This is a genomic window from Polaromonas sp. (genome assembly GCF_012927415.1).
In the GTDB taxonomy this organism is placed as follows: Bacteria; Pseudomonadota; Gammaproteobacteria; order Burkholderiales; family Burkholderiaceae_C; genus Polaromonas.
In genome coordinates this window covers 1-14,772 of sequence record NZ_JABBPF010000059.1, presented here as the reverse complement: position 1 = coordinate 14,772, position 14,772 = coordinate 1, and the positions used below count along the sequence as shown (strand labels likewise).

At 57.7% G+C, this 14,772-nt stretch carries 10 protein-coding genes and 4 tRNA genes; all 14 read right to left on the bottom strand.

All coding sequences use genetic code 11. The annotated features are described in order from the left end of the window. Positions 1-29: 29 nt before the first annotated feature. Positions 30-320: a hypothetical protein gene (locus HHJ19_RS06170; RefSeq protein WP_296905020.1), complete on the bottom strand. Its 291-nt coding sequence runs from the start codon at positions 318-320 to the stop codon at positions 30-32. Continuing rightward, positions 283-4,497, bottom strand: coding sequence for a DNA-directed RNA polymerase subunit beta' (rpoC, locus tag HHJ19_RS06165; RefSeq protein WP_296905018.1), 4,215 nt, complete (start codon positions 4,495-4,497; stop codon positions 283-285). Before rpoC ends, HHJ19_RS06170 begins: the two co-directional genes overlap by 38 nt. A gap of 27 nt (positions 4,498-4,524) precedes the next feature. Then, complete coding sequence (rpoB, locus tag HHJ19_RS06160; protein WP_296905016.1) at positions 4,525-8,649, bottom strand: DNA-directed RNA polymerase subunit beta; 4,125 nt, start codon at positions 8,647-8,649, stop codon at positions 4,525-4,527. A gap of 342 nt (positions 8,650-8,991) precedes the next feature. Beyond that, the gene (gene rplL, locus HHJ19_RS06155) at positions 8,992-9,369 is read right to left on the bottom strand and encodes a 50S ribosomal protein L7/L12 (RefSeq protein ID WP_296905015.1); all 378 of its coding nucleotides are present in this window, start codon (positions 9,367-9,369) and stop codon (positions 8,992-8,994) included. A 29-nt stretch (positions 9,370-9,398) separates the two neighbouring features. Then, positions 9,399-9,938 carry a 50S ribosomal protein L10 gene (gene rplJ, locus HHJ19_RS06150; protein ID WP_296905013.1) on the bottom strand — a complete coding sequence of 180 codons (540 nt, stop codon included), beginning with the start codon at positions 9,936-9,938 and terminating at the stop codon, positions 9,399-9,401. Between the two features lie 267 nt (positions 9,939-10,205). Beyond that, entirely contained in the window at positions 10,206-10,901 is a 696-nt protein-coding gene (gene rplA, locus HHJ19_RS06145; RefSeq protein WP_296905011.1) for a 50S ribosomal protein L1, read from the bottom strand. Next, a complete protein-coding gene (gene rplK / locus HHJ19_RS06140; RefSeq protein WP_011485322.1) occupies positions 10,898-11,332 on the bottom strand; it encodes a 50S ribosomal protein L11 in 435 nt (144 codons plus the stop codon). The genes rplA and rplK overlap by 4 nt, the downstream gene beginning before the upstream one ends. Positions 11,333-11,525: 193 nt before the next feature. Continuing rightward, positions 11,526-12,122, bottom strand: coding sequence for a transcription termination/antitermination protein NusG (nusG, locus tag HHJ19_RS06135; protein ID WP_296905057.1), 597 nt, complete (start codon positions 12,120-12,122; stop codon positions 11,526-11,528). Further along, positions 12,122-12,505 carry a preprotein translocase subunit SecE gene (gene secE, locus HHJ19_RS06130; protein ID WP_296905009.1) on the bottom strand — a complete coding sequence of 128 codons (384 nt, stop codon included), beginning with the start codon at positions 12,503-12,505 and terminating at the stop codon, positions 12,122-12,124. Before secE ends, nusG begins: the two co-directional genes overlap by 1 nt. Positions 12,506-12,644: 139 nt before the next feature. Continuing rightward, a tRNA-Trp gene (locus HHJ19_RS06125) sits at positions 12,645-12,720 on the bottom strand. 19 nt (positions 12,721-12,739) lie between these two features. After that, complete coding sequence (tuf, locus tag HHJ19_RS06120) at positions 12,740-13,930, bottom strand: elongation factor Tu (protein WP_296905007.1); 1,191 nt, start codon at positions 13,928-13,930, stop codon at positions 12,740-12,742. Between the two features lie 89 nt (positions 13,931-14,019). After that, a tRNA-Thr gene (locus HHJ19_RS06115) sits at positions 14,020-14,094 on the bottom strand. A gap of 89 nt (positions 14,095-14,183) precedes the next feature. Beyond that, positions 14,184-14,257, bottom strand: a tRNA-Gly gene (locus HHJ19_RS06110). Between the two features lie 100 nt (positions 14,258-14,357). After that, a tRNA-Tyr gene (locus HHJ19_RS06105) sits at positions 14,358-14,443 on the bottom strand. Positions 14,444-14,772 lie beyond the last annotated feature (329 nt).

Below are 14,772 nucleotides of genomic sequence, written 5' to 3'. Positions count from 1 at the left end.
TGAAGGTCACAAAACAGCAAGCCCTATTTTCAATGGCTGGCGGGGCTTGCTGCGAGAGTAACCGTATTTTCAACGCTTCCGAAAAACAGGCTGAAATTGCCAGTTGCTATATATTCAATAGCATTAAATGCCGATAATACCTGCACGTAGCCGGGATTTCCTGTATTTTCGCCAATTTGCAGGCAACACCATCGGCTCATCTTCCTTAGAAACAAAAAAAGCCCCACACCTTTGCAGGCGTGGGGCCAGGCGCTGGTCAAGGCGCGGCAGAGGGCTTGCGGCTTACTCTGCTGCCGTACTTTCGCCACTGGCTTCGGCATGCACCGCTTCCAGTTCAGCCGCTTCGGACTCGGCGATGGCGCGACGCTCGGAGTCATCCATCAGGTCCTTGGCCTTGCGCGCCTCGTGGTAGGCCATGCCGGTGCCGGCAGGAATCAGCCGGCCGACGATGACGTTTTCCTTCAGGCCACGCAACTCGTCGCGCTTGCCCATGATGGCAGCCTCGGTGAGCACGCGGGTGGTTTCCTGGAAGGAAGCCGCTGAGATGAACGAATCGGTCGACAGCGACGCCTTGGTAATACCCAGCAGCAGGTTGCTGAAGGTGGCAGGGATCTTGCCGTCGGCGCGCAGGGCGTCGTTGACATCCAGCAGCGCCGAACGCTCGACCTGTTCGCCAGCGATATAGCTGGTGTCACCGACGTTTTCAACCACCACACGGCGCAGCATCTGGCGAACAATCACTTCGATGTGCTTGTCGTTGATCTTCACACCCTGCAGACGGTACACGTCCTGCACTTCATCGACGATGTAGCGAGCCAGTTCGGCCACGCCCAGCAGGCGCAGGATGTCCTGCGGATCGGCCGGACCGTCCACAATCGATTCGCCCTTGTTCACGACCTGGCCTTCGTGCACCAAGATGTTCTTCTCCTTGGGAACGAGGTCTTCCCAGACCTTGCCTTCGGGATCGGTGATCTGCAGGCGAACCTTGCCTTTGGTTTCCTTGCCGAAGGACACGGTCCCGGTCATTTCGGCCAGCGTGCCCTTGTCTTTTGGCGTACGGGCTTCGAACAACTCGGCGACGCGCGGCAAACCGCCGGTAATGTCGCGGGTTTTCTGGCCTTCGATCGGGATACGCGCCAGCACTTCGCCGGGTCCCACGTCCTGACCGTCACGCACCTGGACCAGCGCACCGATCTGGAAGCCAATCGTCACCGAGTGATCGGTGCCGGGAATCTTGACTTCGTTGCCGGTGGCATCGAGCAACTTGACCAGCGGACGGATCACCTTGGTCGAACCGCGGCGTTTCGGATCAATCACCACCAGGGTGGACAGACCAGTCACCTCGTCAACCTGCTTGGCTACCGTGACGCCGTCTTCGACATTCTCGAACAGCACCTTGCCGGCAAATTCGGTAATGATGGGGCGTGTCAGCGGATCCCAGTTGGCCAGAATCGCGCCCGCCTTGATGGTCTGGTCGGCCTTGACGGTCAGCGTTGCGCCGTAAGGCACCTTGTGACGCTCGCGCTCACGGCCATGCTCGTCATGAATGACGATCTCGCCGGAACGCGCAATCACCACCAGGTCGCCCTTGGCGTTGGTCACATAGCGCATCGGTACGTTGAAACCGATCACACCATTGGACTTGGCTTCGACACTGGAGGCAATCGCCGCGCGCGAGGCCGCCCCACCGATGTGGAAGGTGCGCATCGTCAGCTGAGTGCCAGGCTCACCGATCGACTGCGCGGCGATGATACCGACCGCTTCACCGATGTTGATCAGGCCGCCGCGACCCAGGTCGCGGCCATAGCAGCTGGCGCACAGTCCGAAGCGGGTTTCGCAGGTCAGTGCGGTCCGCACCTTGACTTCGTCAACGCCGGCAATTTCCAGCCCGTCAATCAGGTCTTCGTCCAGCATGACGCCGGCCTTGATCAGGACCGCGCGGTTCTCGGGGTGCAGGATGTCTTCCACCACGGTGCGGCCGAGTACCCGGTCGCGCAGCGATTCGATCACTTCACCGCCCTCGACGATGGCGCGCATCAGCGAGCCGTCCTGCGTGCCGCAATCGTCCTCGGTCACCACCAGGTCCTGCACCACGTCGCACAGGCGGCGCGTCAGGTAACCGGAGTTGGCGGTTTTCAGCGCCGTGTCGGCCAGGCCCTTGCGGGCACCGTGCGTGGAGATGAAATACTCCAGCACGTTCAGGCCTTCGCGGAAGTTGGCGGTAATCGGTGTCTCGATGATCGAGCCGTCAGGCTTGGCCATCAAACCCCGCATGCCGGCGACCTGGCGAATCTGCGCGGCGGAACCGCGCGCACCCGAGTCGGCCATCATGTAGATGGAGTTGAAGGAATCCTGCTCGACTTCCTTGCCGTGGCGGTCAATGACCTTTTCCTTTGAAAGCTGGGCCATCATCGCCTTGGAGACCTCATCGCCCGACTTGCCCCAGATGTCGACCACCTTGTTGTAACGCTCGCCGGCCGTCACCAGACCCGAAACATACTGCTGCTCGATCTCTTTGACTTCCTTCTGGGCGTGCGCAATGATGCTGGTCTTTTCCTTGGGCACCAGCATGTCTTCGATGCAGATCGAAATACCCGCCCGGGTCGCCAGGCGAAAGCCCGACTGCAGCAGCTTGTCGGCAAACACCACGGTCTCCTTCAAACCGCACTTGCGGAAAGACACGTTGATGAGCTTGGAGATTTCCTTCTTCTTCAAGGCCTTGTTGATGTTCGAAAAAGGCAGGCCCTTGGGCAGGATTTCGGACAACAAGGCACGGCCGCCGGTGGTTTCCCACAGCTTGGTCGACGGCACGAACTCGTTCGTTTCCTTGTCCTTGCTCCACTCGGTCAGGCGCACGCTGATGCGGGCGTTCAGATCGAGCTCGCCCGCGTCGAAGGCGCGGCGCACTTCGCCGGTGTCAGAAAAAACCAGACCTTCGCCCTTGCCGTTGGTACGGTCGCGGGTCGTGTAGTAAAGGCCCAGCACCACGTCTTGCGATGGAACGATGGACGGCTCGCCGTTGGCCGGGAACAGGATGTTGTTCGAAGCCAGCATCAGGGTGCGGGCCTCCATTTGCGCTTCGACCGACAGCGGTACGTGGACAGCCATCTGGTCACCGTCGAAGTCGGCGTTGAAGGCCGAGCAGACGAGCGGATGCAGCTGGATGGCCTTGCCTTCGATCAGGATCGGCTCGAAAGCCTGGATGCCCAAGCGGTGGAGCGTCGGCGCGCGGTTGAGCATCACCGGATGCTCCTTGATGACCTCTTCCAGAATGTCCCAGACCACCGGCGTGCCGGATTCGACTTCCTTCTTGGCCGCCTTGATGGTGGTGGCAATGCCACGCACTTCGAGCTGCGCGAAGATAAAGGGCTTGAACAATTCCAGCGCCATAAGCTTGGGCAAACCGCACTGGTGCAGCTTGAGTGTCGGGCCCACGGTAATCACGGAACGACCCGAGTAATCGACCCGTTTGCCCAGCAAGTTCTGGCGGAAACGGCCTGACTTGCCCTTGATCATGTCGGCCAGTGACTTGAGTGCGCGCTTGTTGGCGCCCGTCATGGCCTTGCCACGGCGACCGTTGTCCAGCAAGCTGTCCACGGCTTCCTGGAGCATGCGCTTTTCATTGCGGGCAATGATTTCAGGCGCTTTGAGTTCCAGCAAACGGCGCAGGCGGCTGTTGCGGTTGATGACGCGGCGATAGAGGTCGTTCAGATCGGACGTCGCAAAGCGGCCACCGTCCAGCGGCACCAGCGGACGCAGGTCCGGCGGCAGCACGGGCAGCACGTCTAGCACCATCCAGCCAGGCTTGATGCCGGATTTCTTGAATCCTTCCATCAGCTTCAGGCGCTTGGCGTTCTTCTTGATCTTGATCTCGGAGCCGGTCAGGTCATTGCGCAGCTTGTCGATTTCAACGTCAAGGTCCAGCCCTTCGAGCAGGTCCTTGATGCCCTCGGCGCCCATCTTGGCGGTGTACTCGTCGCCATACTCTTTGCGCTTGGCGTCGTAATCGTCTTCCGACATGATGCTGAATTTCTTCAGCGGGGTCATGCCGGGGTCGGTCACCACATAGGCTTCAAAGTACAGCACGCGTTCGATGTCGCGCAGCGTCATGTCGAGCACCAGGCCCAAACGCGACGGCAGCGACTTCAAAAACCAGATGTGTGCGCACGGTGCGGCCAGGTCGATGTGACCCATGCGTTCGCGGCGGACCTTGGTCTGGGTCACTTCAACGCCGCATTTCTCGCAGATGACACCGCGGTGCTTGAGGCGCTTGTACTTGCCGCACAGGCATTCGTAGTCCTTGATGGGGCCAAAGATTTTGGCGCAAAAAAGACCGTCGCGCTCGGGCTTGAAGGTGCGGTAGTTGATGGTTTCGGGCTTTTTAACTTCACCGAAAGACCATGAGCGGATTTTCTCGGGCGAGGCCATGCCGATCTTGATGGCATCAAAATGCTCATCCGGCGTGAACTGCTTGAACAGGTCGAGTAATGATTTCATGTGTTAAATCCTTTTCTTGTCCGCCGTTTAACTGCGTTCCAATTCCATGTCGATACCGAGCGAGCGAATTTCCTTCACCAGCACGTTGAACGACTCGGGCATGCCTGCGGTAATCGCGTGTTCGCCCTTGACGATGCTTTCGTACACCTTCGTACGACCCACCACGTCATCGGATTTGACGGTGAGCATTTCCTGCAACACGTAGGCAGCGCCATAGGCTTCCAGCGCCCAGACCTCCATCTCGCCGAAACGCTGTCCACCGAACTGCGCCTTGCCGCCCAGCGGCTGCTGCGTGACCAGGCTGTAAGGACCGGTCGAGCGGGCGTGCATCTTGTCATCCACCAGATGGTGAAGCTTCAGGAAGTGCATGTAACCCACGGTCGTGGTGCGCTCGAAAGCGTCACCGGTGCGGCCGTCATACAGTTGTGCCTGAGTGCGCGTCGGCGTCAGACCCTTGGCCTTGGCCACGGCATCGGGATAGGCCAGTTGCAGCATGGTCATGATGTCCGCTTCCGAAGCGCCATCAAACACCGGCGTGGCGAAAGGCACGCCGGTCGTCAGGTTCTGGGCCATCTCCACGACCTGCTCGTCCGACAGCGAAGCCAGGTCTTCCTTGCGACCCGACTTGTTGTACAGCGTATCCATAAACTGGCGCAGCTCGGCCACCTTGGACTCGGCCTGCAGCATGTCGCCAATGCGTTGACCCAGGCCTTTGGCAGCCCAGCCCAAGTGCACTTCAAGCACCTGGCCGACGTTCATGCGCGATGGCACGCCCAGCGGGTTGAGCACGATGTCGCACGGCGTACCGTCGGCCATGTGGGGCATGTCTTCGACCGGAACGATCTTGGACACCACACCCTTGTTGCCGTGGCGCCCGGCCATCTTGTCGCCGGGCTGCAGGCGGCGCTTGACAGCCAGGTAAACCTTGACCATTTTGAGCACGCCGGATGGCAGCTCGTCGCCTTGCGTCAACTTCTTGCGCTTTTCCTCAAAAGACAAATCGAAACTGTGGCGCGTCTGCTCCATCGAGTTCTTGATGCTTTCAAGCTGCGAGGCAACTTCATCATCGGCCGGCCGGATATCAAACCAGTGGTACTTCTCGACGTCGGCCAGATAGGCCTTGTCGATCTTCGTTCCCTTGGCGAGCTTTTTCGGACCACCGTTGGCAGCCTTGCCGTTGAGAAGCTTTTCGATACGGTCAAATGCATCGGCTTCCACAATCCGCAACTGGTCGTTGAGGTCCAGGCGGAACCGCTTGAGTTCGTCGTCGATGATCTGCTGGGCACGCTTGTCGCGAACAATGCCTTCACGGGTGAAGACCTGCACGTCAATGACGGTACCCTGCGAGCCCTGGCTCACGCGCAAAGACGTGTCTTTCACGTCGCTGGCTTTTTCGCCGAAGATGGCGCGCAGCAGTTTTTCTTCCGGCGTCAGCGTGGTCTCGCCTTTTGGCGTGACCTTGCCCACCAGCGTGTCGCCCGGCTGGACTTCGGCACCGACGTAAATGATGCCGGATTCGTCGAGGCGGTTGAGTTGCTGCTCGGAAAGGTTCGGAATGTCGCGTGTGATCTCCTCGGAACCCAGCTTGGTGTCACGCGCCATCACGACGAGTTCTTCGATATGAATCGAGGTGTAGCGGTCTTCGGCCACCACGCGCTCGGAAATCAGAATCGAATCCTCAAAGTTGTAGCCGTTCCATGGCATGAAGCCGATCAGCATGTTCTGACCAATGGCGATTTCGCCCAGGTCGGTCGATGCGCCGTCGGCAATCACGTCGCCCTTGGCCAGCTGGTCGCCCATCTTGACGATGGGGCGCTGGTGGATGTTGGTGTTCTGATTGGACCGCTGGTATTTGATCAGGTTGTAGATGTCCACACCGACTTCACCGGCGAGTGCTTCCGCATCATTGACACGCACCACAATGCGGGTCGCGTCAACATAGTCCACCAAACCGCCACGGGTGGCTGTCACCACCGTACCCGAGTCAACCGCCGCAACGCGTTCGATACCGGTGCCGACGAGCGGTTTTTCCGGACGCAGCACGGGCACGGCTTGGCGCGACATGTTGGCGCCCATCAGTGCGCGATTCGCATCATCGTGTTCCAGGAACGGAACCAGCGAAGCCGCCACAGACACGATCTGCGCGGGTGACACGTCCATGTACTGGACACGCTCGGCTCCGACCAGGATGGATTCGCCTTTTTCACGGGCCGACACGAGGTCACCCGTCAGGCGGCCTTCCTTGTCCAGCGCAGCATTGGCCTGCGCAATCACGTACTTGCCTTCTTCAATCGCCGACAGGTAATCGATTTCCATCGTGACCTTGCTGTCAGCCACCCGGCGGTACGGCGTTTCGATGAAGCCGTATTCGTTTAGGCGGGCATAGAGCGCCAGCGAGTTGATCAGGCCGATGTTCGGACCTTCGGGCGTTTCAATCGGGCATACGCGGCCGTAATGGGTCACATGCACGTCACGCACTTCAAAACCTGCGCGTTCGCGGGTCAAACCGCCAGGGCCAAGGGCAGAAACACGGCGCTTGTGCGTGATTTCGGCCAGCGGGTTGGTCTGGTCCATGAACTGCGACAGCTGCGATGCGCCGAAGAACTCCTTCAGAGCAGCCGAAATCGGCTTACTGTTGATCAGGTCATGCGGCATCAAGGGCTCTTGCTCAGCCTGGCCCAAGCGCTCTTTCACGGCCTTTTCAATACGTGCCAGACCGGTGCGGTACTGGTTTTCAGCAAGTTCACCGACACAGCGCACCCGGCGGTTGCCGAGGTGGTCAATGTCATCGACTTCGCCGTTGCCGTTGCGCAGGTCGACCAGGATCTTGACGACCGCGAGGATGTCCTCGTTGGTCATGACCATCGGGCCGGTGGACTCGTCACGGCCGACACGGGCGTTGAACTTCATCCGGCCGACACGGGACAAATCGTAGGTGTCCGGGTTATAGAACAGGCGCTGGAACAGGGCTTGAACCGCATCTTCGGTCGGCGGCTCGCCCGGGCGCATCATGCGATAGATGGCCACGCGCGCTGCAAACTCGTCGGCCGTTTCATCGGCGCGCAGGGTTTGCGAAATGTACGCACCCTGGTCAAGTTCGTTGGTGTACAGGACCTGCAGATCCTGTATGCCCGCCACGCGCAGCTTTTTCAGCAGCGCTTCGCTCAGCTCGTCGTTGGCCTTGGCAATGATCTCGCCGGTGTCGGCATCGACGATATTCCTGGCGACCACACGGCCGATCAGGAAATCTTCGGGAACGCTGATGCTGGTAGTGCCGCTTTGCTCCAGCTCGCGGGTGTGACGCACCGTGATGCGCTTGTCCTTGGCCACGACGACTTTGCCGGCCTTGTCGGTCAGGTCAAAGCGCGCAACTTCACCGCGCATGCGCTCGGCCACAAACTCCATTTGCGCGCCGCTGTCCATCAGACGGAAATTATCGAAAACAAAGAAGTTGGCGAGGATCGACTCGTGGTTCAGGCCGATGGCCTTGAGCAGGATCGTGACCGGCATCTTGCGACGACGGTCAACGCGGAAGTACAAAATGTCTTTCGGGTCGAATTCGAAATCCAGCCATGAACCGCGGTACGGAATGATCCGGGCCGAAAACAGCAATTTGCCCGAGCTGTGGGTCTTGCCTTTGTCATGCTCGAAGAATACGCCGGGCGAACGATGCAGTTGCGACACGATGACGCGCTCGGTGCCGTTGATGACGAACGAGCCCTTGTCAGTCATGAGCGGCACTTCGCCCATGTAGACCTCCTGCTCCTTGACTTCCTTGACGACCTTGGACTGCGACGTTGACGACTCGCGGTCATAAATGATCAGTTGCACTTTGGCACGCACGGCCGAGGCGAAAGTCAGGCCACGGGTCTGGCATTCGCGCACGTCAAATGCGGGCTTGGCCAAGTTGTACTCAATGAACTTCATCTCCACAAAACCGTTGTGCGAGACGATTGGAAAAGCGTTTTGAAAGGCTGCCTGAAGGCCTTCAACCGTACGTTTTTGAGGCGCGCGATCGGCTTGCAAGAATGCGGTATACGCATCTTTCTGCATTTGCAGTAAATAGGGAACAGTCAACACGCTTTCGCGGTTGCCGAAGCTTTTGCGGATGCGTTTGCGTTCGGTGAAGCTGTAACTAGAAGTTAGGGCCATGAGTTCTCCGTAATGATGGGCTCTGGGACTCTCGAACCTGAATACACCACGTATTCAGGCAACTTGGTGGTTGGCCACTACCAACCATGGCGGACGGTGACGCATTGCACGTCACCCGAACCAAGGCGTTTTCTGCAGTCGGGTTTCAGAAAACACTGGAAAAAAGATTGGGGCAATCTTTTTTCCGGTATCACTGCCGTTCAGCGCGAACCGCCGTTGTCTGTCCGTGAAATCTTTAAAACATCGGAAAATCGCGCTTTGCAAGTCACTTCGGGAACTCATCCTTAAACGGGAAAGGCTGGAAGCCCGATAAGGTCTTCCAGCCTTGCCAAACATCAAGAATTACTTGAGTTCGACTTTCGCGCCAGCATCTTCCAGCTTTTTCTTGGCAGCGTCTGCGTCAGCCTTGTTGGCGCCTTCCTTGACGTTCTTTGGTGCGCCGTCAACCAGATCCTTGGCTTCCTTGAGGCCCAGACCGGTGATTTCGCGCACGGCCTTGATGACCTGCACCTTTTGGGCGCCAGCTTCAAGCAGAACGACGTTGAATTCGGTCTTCTCTTCAACGACAGCAGCACCTGCACCGCCACCGCCAGCAGCGGGGGCAGCCATGGAAGCTGCGCTCACACCAAATTTCTCTTCGATGGCTTTCACCAGGTCGTTGAGTTCGAGGACCGTCATGCTGTCCAGCACGGTCAAAAATGCGTCTTTGTCGAATGCCATTTTGAATTCCTAAAAAAGTTGGTTGGTAATTACGCCGCTGCGGGTTCTGGCGCAGGCTCTGCAGCCTCTGCCGCTTCCTCGCCACCGCCCCGCTTCGCTGCCAGCGCTGCAAGCACAGCAGCGGTACGCGAGATAGGCGACATCAGCAAGCCACACAACTGGGCCAGCAACACGTCCTTGGAAGGAATGTTGGCCAGTTGCTTCACGCCGTTCACGTCCAGGGTCTTACCACCAAATGCACCCGCGCGAATCACCAACTTGTCGTTGGTTTTCGCGAAGTCAGCCACTACTTTTGCAGCAGCGACAGCATCGATGGAAAAGCCGTAGATCAGCGGACCGGTCATCTGGTCGGACAAGACTTCAAATGCGCTTCCTGCCACGGCTCGGCGAGCCAGAGTGTTCTTCAGAACACTCAGGGTCACGCCTTTGTCGCGGGCTTGGCTGCGCAGCTTGGTCATGTCAGCAACCGTAATGCCACGGTATTCCGCCATCACGAGCGTTTGAGCTTTAGCGGCGAGGCCTGTCACTTCATCAATGACGGCTTGTTTCTCACTGCGATTGAGACTCAAGGTCTACTCCTTAAAAAAGTGCCATCGGGTTGGAGCTTGCGCGGCTACCCTTCGACACGCTCATGTTCAGCGACCAACTGTTTCAGATTCTTTGCAAAACCATTCATGCAGCGGGACCGCCATCTGCGTTGGCTGTCTTTCGATTAAGTGCGTCACCCAATTTCTTAAGCCGGGCCAGCACACCAACGGTCCTGGATGACCTGCCAGAGAAAGCTCCGGCAGCCCACCACATTGAACAACCCTCGCGGGTCATTCAAATTTCTTCAATTACGCCGCGATGGTCTGCGTATCGACGCGAACGCCGACACCCATCGTTGACGAAACGGCAATCTTCTTCAAATACACGCCCTTGCTGGTAGCCGGCTTGGCTTTGATCAATGCATCGATCAATGCAGCCAGGTTGCCCTGCAGCTTGGCAGTGTCGAATGATCGGCGGCCGATGGTGCCGTGCACGATACCGGCCTTGTCAACGCGGAACTGAACCTGGCCGGCTTTTGCATTCCTTACAGCGGTAGCAACATCGGGCGTCACGGTGCCAACCTTGGGGTTGGGCATCAGGCCGCGTGGGCCGAGAATCTGACCCAGCGTACCAACGATACGCATCGCATCGGGAGAAGCAATCACAACATCGAAGTCCATCTTGCCAGCCTTGATGTCGGCGGCCAGATCATCCATGCCCACGATGTCCGCACCGGCTGCCTTGGCTTCTTCAGCCTTGGCACCTTGCGCAAACACGGCAACCCTCTTGGTTTTGCCGGTTCCGTTGGGCAGTACGACAGCGCCGCGAACGACCTGGTCGGATTTCTTGGCATCGATGCCAAGCTGCACGGCTACGTCGATGGATTCATCAAACTTGGCGACGGCAAACTCTTTTACAAGGCCGAGCGCGTCAGGCAATGCGTACAACTTGTTGCTGTCGACCTTGTCGCCGACGGTTTTTTGACGTTTGGTCAGCTTGCTCATACAACACCCTCCACCGTCACACCCATGGAACGGGCAGAACCGGCAATAGTACGAACCGCAGCGTCGAGATCGGCCGCAGTCATGTCTTTCATTTTTGTCTTGGCAATTTCTTCCAACTGGGCACGGGTGATCTTGCCGACTTTTGCCGTGTGCGGCGTGGCAGAACCCTTGTCGAGCTTAATGGCCTTCTTGATCAGGGTAACCGCCGGTGGCGTCTTGATAATGAAGGTGAAGCTCTTGTCTGCGTAGGCAGTAATCACCACAGGCAGTGGCAGGCCGGGCTCGACACCTTGGGTCTGCGCATTGAATGCCTTGCAGAACTCCATGATGTTCAGGCCGCGTTGACCCAAAGCCGGGCCAATCGGGGGGGACGGGTTAGCCTTGCCAGCTGGCACTTGCAGCTTGACGAAGCCGACGATTTTTTTCGCCATACTTTTCTCCTTGCGGGTAATAACGCCTGAACGCTGTCAAAAAACAGGTCCCGACTCCCCGGGGGTTACACAACTCAATAAGATTCAAAAGAACCGCTCGCGCCGAGTTGCAAGGCACGAATTCATAACCGGAATGCGCCAGCGCGGCGATACCTGTCCAGGTTCGCAGAACGCCGGTTATCACCTCAAAATTTCAGGTCTTCTCGATCTGGCTGAATTCCAGTTCAACCGGTGTCGCACGACCGAAAATAGTGACCGAAACACGAACCTTGTTCTTTTCGTAGTTGACTTCTTCCACCGTGCCATTGAAGTCAGTAAACGGACCATCCTTGACACGGACATATTCGCCCGTTTCAAACTCGACTTTATGTCGCGGCTTCTCGGTACCAACCTGCATCTGGCTGACAATCTTCCGCACTTCTTCCTCGGAAATGGGTGACGGCCGGTTTTTGGCACCACCGACAAAACCCGTGACCTTGTTGGTGTGCTTAACCAGGTGCCAGGTTTCGTCATCCATGACCATCTCGACCAGCACATAGCCCGGAAAAAAACGACGCTCCGTCGTTTTCTTCTGGCCATTCTTGATCTCGACCACTTCTTCAGTGGGCACAAGAAAACGACCAAACTTCGACTGCATGCCGGCCCGGTTGATACGCTCGACAATATTGCGCTCAGCCGCCTTTTCCATACCGGAATAAGCATGGACGACATACCACTGCATACCCGGGGTCAGCGCGAGGGATGCACCCGCTTCCAGTTCACTGGCCACCGTGACATTTAGATCGCTCATTATTTTTTCCATCCCAGGATCAGGTCGTAAAACACCCATTCAAGTGTTTTATCCGTGACCCATAAAAACAAGGCCATTACCACCACGAAGCCAAACACATAGGCGGTCATCTGTATGGTTTCCTTGCGTGTAGGCCAAACAACCTTTTTGACTTCGCGCACCGAGTCACGCCCGAAGGCGAGGAATTGCCGACCTAGCTCGGACGACATGAAAATCACGACGGCTGCCACCAACCCTGCGATGAGGGCACCCCACTGCGCGAGCTGGCCCTGCTTGCTCAACAGGTAAAAGCCTGCCAGGGAAGCCAGCACCATGACAACCGCCAAGCCCAGCTTGGCCTTGTCGGCATTGGTACTGACGGTTTCAACTTGAGAAGAAGCCATGATTGCCGGATTTCCTGTTCAATCTTCATACGTCCATCCAGACGCTTAAGCCCACCAGAAGCTTTTGGCTCCCGGCGGGCTTGCTTTTTACTTTTTCAAACCACCTTCGGCATTGACATCCATCACATCAAACACCGGGTGGCAGGGGCAGAAGGAATCGAACCATCAACCTTCGGTTTTGGAGACCGACGCTCTGCCAATTGAGCTATGCCCCTGCATCAAACTTTCAACTAATTACGCGATGATTTTGGCGACAACGCCAGCACCAACGGTACGACCGCCTTCGCGGATGGCGAAACGCAGACCTTCTTCCATGGCAATCGGGTTGATCAGCTTGACAGTGATCGACACGTTGTCGCCGGGCATGACCATTTCCTTGCCTTCTGGCAACTCGATCGCTCCGGTCACGTCCGTCGTACGGAAGTAGAACTGCGGGCGGTAGTTGTTGAAGAAGGGTGTGTGGCGGCCGCCTTCGTCCTTGGACAGGACGTAGATCTCGCCGGTGAAGTGGGTGTGCGGCTTGATCGAGCCTGGCTTGCACAGGACTTGACCGCGCTGGACGTCTTCACGCTTGGTGCCGCGCAAGAGAATACCGACGTTGTCGCCGGCCTGGCCCTGGTCGAGCAACTTCCTGAACATTTCGACGCCGGTGCAAATGGTCTTCTGGGTATCAGCAATGCCGACGATCTCGATTTCTTCGCCGACCTTGATGATGCCGCGCTCGATACGGCCGGTCACGACGGTGCCGCGGCCGGATATGGAGAACACGTCTTCCACGGGCATCAGGAAGGCACCGTCGATGGCGCGCTCTGGCAGGGGAATGTAGTTGTCAAGAGCGTCGGCCAGCTTCATGATGGCTTCTTCGCCCAGCGGGCCCTTGTCGCCTTCGAGGGCGAGCTTGGCCGAGCCGTGGATGATGGGGGTGTCATCACCGGGGAAATCGTATTTGTCGAGCAGCTCGCGCACTTCCATCTCGACCAGCTCGAGCAGTTCGGCGTCGTCAACCATGTCGCATTTGTTCAGGAACACGATGATGTAGGGTACGCCGACTTGGCGGGCCAGCAGAATGTGCTCGCGGGTCTGGGGCATGGGGCCGTCAGCCGCGGAACACACCAGAATGGCGCCGTCCATCTGGGCTGCGCCGGTGATCATGTTTTTCACATAGTCGGCGTGGCCTGGGCAGTCGACGTGGGCGTAGTGGCGGTTGGCCGTTTCGTACTCGACGTGGGCGGTGTTGATGGTGATGCCGCGTGCTTTTTCTTCCGGCGCCGCATCAATTTGATCGTAGGCCTTGGCCGTGCCGCCGAACTTGGCCGCCAGCACCGAGGTGATCGCTGCGGTCAAAGTGGTCTTGCCATGGTCGACGTGGCCAATCGTGCCAACGTTGACGTGCGGTTTGGTCCGCGCGAATTTCTCTTTTGCCATTTTCAACTCCAGAAATTTGTAAAGAGCTACAAAACCAGTTAACAACTACAGCCTGCTGTGGCACTGCACGCCGCGCAAGCTCAAAAAAGTGGTGCCCATTCCGGGAATCGGACCCGGGACCTCTCCCTTACCAAGGGAGTGCTCTGCCACTGAGCCAAATGGGCTAAATTCCAAAATCCTTGACGACAAATATGCGCAACGTCAACCAACGAAACCCCACAAACGCCTCCGACGCGCAACACCTACGGCATTTTGGAGCGGGAGACGGGAATCGGACCCGCGTCATTAGCTTGGAAGGCTAGGGTTCTACCATTGAACTACTCCCGCGCAGCTCCGCCAGATTAACTCACACTAATTTTCATCACCAACAACGACCACCTTGCAGCAGTCTTTTTTGTTGCAACTAACTCGCCAAAACCAGAATGTCTGGTGGATGGGGCTGGATTCGAACCAGCGTACGCGTTAGCGAACAGATTTACAGTCTGCCTCCTTTAACCACTCGGACACCCATCCTTTTAGCGAACCTCGGATTATGCCACGTCTTTATGTCAAACCTCAAGTTTTGTTGAGGCAAAAAGCCCCGATCATCGCGCATTCGGCCCTCGCGACCGTCGAACCACCCGCTTGCGCCAGATTACGGCTTCGAAACCTGCCGGCACGCCAAGTAACCGTCTGCGGCACGTTTTCAATGGTGAAATCTGCATCAGGTTTAGCAAATACCGCCGTTAGTTGCTATCACGGATGTAGCAAGTAGCTAGAATTTCAAGGCGTTGCCGACCGATTTCCGCGCCTGCGAGAAGTGCCCACAACCGATAAATGGCAGGGGCAGCCGCAGCGCGGAC

Bases quoted from the DNA above. Each gene is read 5' to 3' on its own strand.
- rplA (WP_296905011.1), bottom strand. From the start codon at position 10,901: ATGAGCAAGCTGACCAAACGTCAAAAAACCGTCGGCGACAAGGTCGAC.
- rpoC (WP_296905018.1), bottom strand. From the start codon at position 4,497: ATGAAATCATTACTCGACCTGTTCAAGCAGTTCACGCCGGATGAGCAT.
- tuf (WP_296905007.1), bottom strand. From the start codon at position 13,930: ATGGCAAAAGAGAAATTCGCGCGGACCAAACCGCACGTCAACGTTGGC.
- nusG (WP_296905057.1), bottom strand. From the start codon at position 12,122: ATGAGCGATCTAAATGTCACGGTGGCCAGTGAACTGGAAGCGGGTGCA.
- rpoB (WP_296905016.1), bottom strand. From the start codon at position 8,649: ATGGCCCTAACTTCTAGTTACAGCTTCACCGAACGCAAACGCATCCGC.
- rplL (WP_296905015.1), bottom strand. From the start codon at position 9,369: ATGGCATTCGACAAAGACGCATTTTTGACCGTGCTGGACAGCATGACG.
- secE (WP_296905009.1), bottom strand. From the start codon at position 12,505: ATGGCTTCTTCTCAAGTTGAAACCGTCAGTACCAATGCCGACAAGGCC.
- HHJ19_RS06170 (WP_296905020.1), bottom strand. From the start codon at position 320: ATGCCGAAGCCAGTGGCGAAAGTACGGCAGCAGAGTAAGCCGCAAGCC.
- rplK (WP_011485322.1), bottom strand. From the start codon at position 11,332: ATGGCGAAAAAAATCGTCGGCTTCGTCAAGCTGCAAGTGCCAGCTGGC.